Here is a 2,014-nt window from a genome sequence, read left to right as displayed (position 1 = left end):
TTTGAGCTCAAATTTGCCGTAAATTCGGCGCTAAAAAATCAAAAAAAGTAAATTATCGCCTCTTTGGCGGCGGAGCGATCCATCGTAAAAATCGCTCCGAAACGGCTTAAATTTGAAACTAAATTTAATTTAGTTGATAAAGCGTATTTTTGCCATCCTGATAGGATAAAATATTCATCGCGCCGTCTTTAAAGAATATACTTCTAGCGTTTGTTATCTCGCTCGGATAAGCAAGCGTCTTTACGATCTCCTCGCTTTTTGGATCTATGATCGCGATAACGTTGTGATTTTTGCTAAGCGCGTAGAGCAAGCCGTCTTTGTAAGCCATCGACGTGACGTAAAGATCACCCAGGCTCTTACCCTCTTTGAGCGCGGCTTTTGGCGTAAATTCGCCCGAAAGCGTGCGGTCGCTCAGTAAAATTTTAGATATGACGAACTTTTGCGCGTCTTTGTTGTTCGGCACGGTAGCTAAGTAGAAATACGTTCCATCGGTAGCGATGCTTGCCACATGGTTAAATTTAGCTCTGACGGTGTCGATCCTGCCGCGTCCAAGTCCTTTACCTTGCCCCTCAAATTTATCATTACCGCGCATAAAATCAGCGTATTGCAACGCCTCGTCCGCCTTAGGATTTTTGGCAAATCTCAAAAGCGTCTTGTTTGAGCCCATGAGCATGTATTTATCGCCCATAAACGGGATCACGCCGATGATCGGATCGACCGTCGCCGAAAAGTACGGATCGATCTCAAAATCGCTCGCGACCTTGAAATTTTCATCCATGAAAAAGACTTCCCATTTCGAGCTAGCGACGAATTCGCCGTTTATAAAATCAAGAGAATTTATAGGCTTAGCAAAATCTATCTCTTTTTTAGACGCGATACTTAGGCTCTCGTCGGCTTTTAGCGGAGCATTGCTTAGATCGTTGTCAAATTTTACCCCCAGCTTCTCGCTAGCCGGAGCAAAGGCGTAATCAGGCGCAGCGACGTCTCTTTTACCCAAAAACGATACTTTTTTCCAGTGGTTTTTGTAGCCGCTGTCGTCCCAGATGATGTATTTTGGATCGAGCGTAAAGCGCACCGGATCACCCTGTCCGTAATAAGGCGGAATGCCCGTGCTAACAAAAGCTTGAAATACGTTTGAAGCGATTATAAACGCACAAACGATAAAGGCTGCGCGAGTAAAAGAGCCGAGTTTTCTGATCGTCTCGCCGCCCATCTCCTCATCAAAAGCGCTAAATTTGGGCGCAAAGAAAAATATAGCTCCAAGTAACACCACGACTGCCCAAAACACGACCTCGGCCCAAAAATAAGTATGGATACCAAAAACCGCGAGCCCAAAACCCTGATCGAGATCTCTGTGCGCATGGATACCGAAGTGTGCAAAGGACTGCCACAGACCAAAGCCCGTCATCACTAGCAGCATAGCTAAGTATTTAGCCTTTAGCCCGTATCTAACGAAAAAAAGGGCCATCACGCCGATAAAAATCATGGCCTCGCGCTGCCCCCAACACAACGTGCACGGACTGTCTTTTAGCACGTAACCAAAAATCAGGTTTGCTATACCTACCGGCAAAAGGATGATCAAAAATCCAGCCAAGCACATGAGCGCATAGAAAAATTTTGCTTTTTTGATTTCGTTCATGCCGCGCTCCTTATAGATTGATTGCCGTGAGCAGATTGCCCGACTTGTGTCCTACATACAGGTACGCCATAAACAGCCATGCAACCACGACTAGACCAAACGCAACCTTTTCTTTTTGCGGTTTAGCTATAATGATTATCACGGCCACCAAAACTAATAAAAGCTGTAAAAATTCCATCTTTTCTCCTTATCGGTAATATTTACGAATTTAATTTTATCCCAAAAAAACTTAAAGTAATTATTAATTTTATAATTTAAGACGTTTCGGTAAATTAGTCAAAAAGTCGTCAAATTTATAAATTCCGCTTCCAAACTCGCTCAAATTTATATTATTTTTTGCATTTGGGTGCTAAATTTGAGCTCAAATTTGCCGTA

General features: G+C 43.3%; 2 protein-coding genes. Both read right to left on the bottom strand.

The genetic code is table 11. The features are described from left to right. Nucleotides 1-124 precede the first annotated feature (124 nt). Entirely contained in the window at nucleotides 125-1,639 is a 1,515-nt protein-coding gene (dsbI, locus tag H740_RS11065; protein ID WP_002953874.1) for a disulfide bond formation protein DsbI, read from the bottom strand. 10 nt (nucleotides 1,640-1,649) lie between these two features. Next, nucleotides 1,650-1,817, bottom strand: coding sequence for a disulfide bond formation protein Dba (dba, locus tag H740_RS11060; protein ID WP_002953873.1), 168 nt, complete (start codon nucleotides 1,815-1,817; stop codon nucleotides 1,650-1,652). Between the last annotated feature and the right edge of the window lie 197 nt (nucleotides 1,818-2,014).

It is taken from the genome of Campylobacter showae CC57C (genome assembly GCF_000344295.2).
GTDB classification, from domain to species: Bacteria; Campylobacterota; Campylobacteria; order Campylobacterales; family Campylobacteraceae; genus Campylobacter_A; species Campylobacter_A showae_B.
This window is presented reverse-complemented; position numbering and strand designations above follow the sequence as displayed.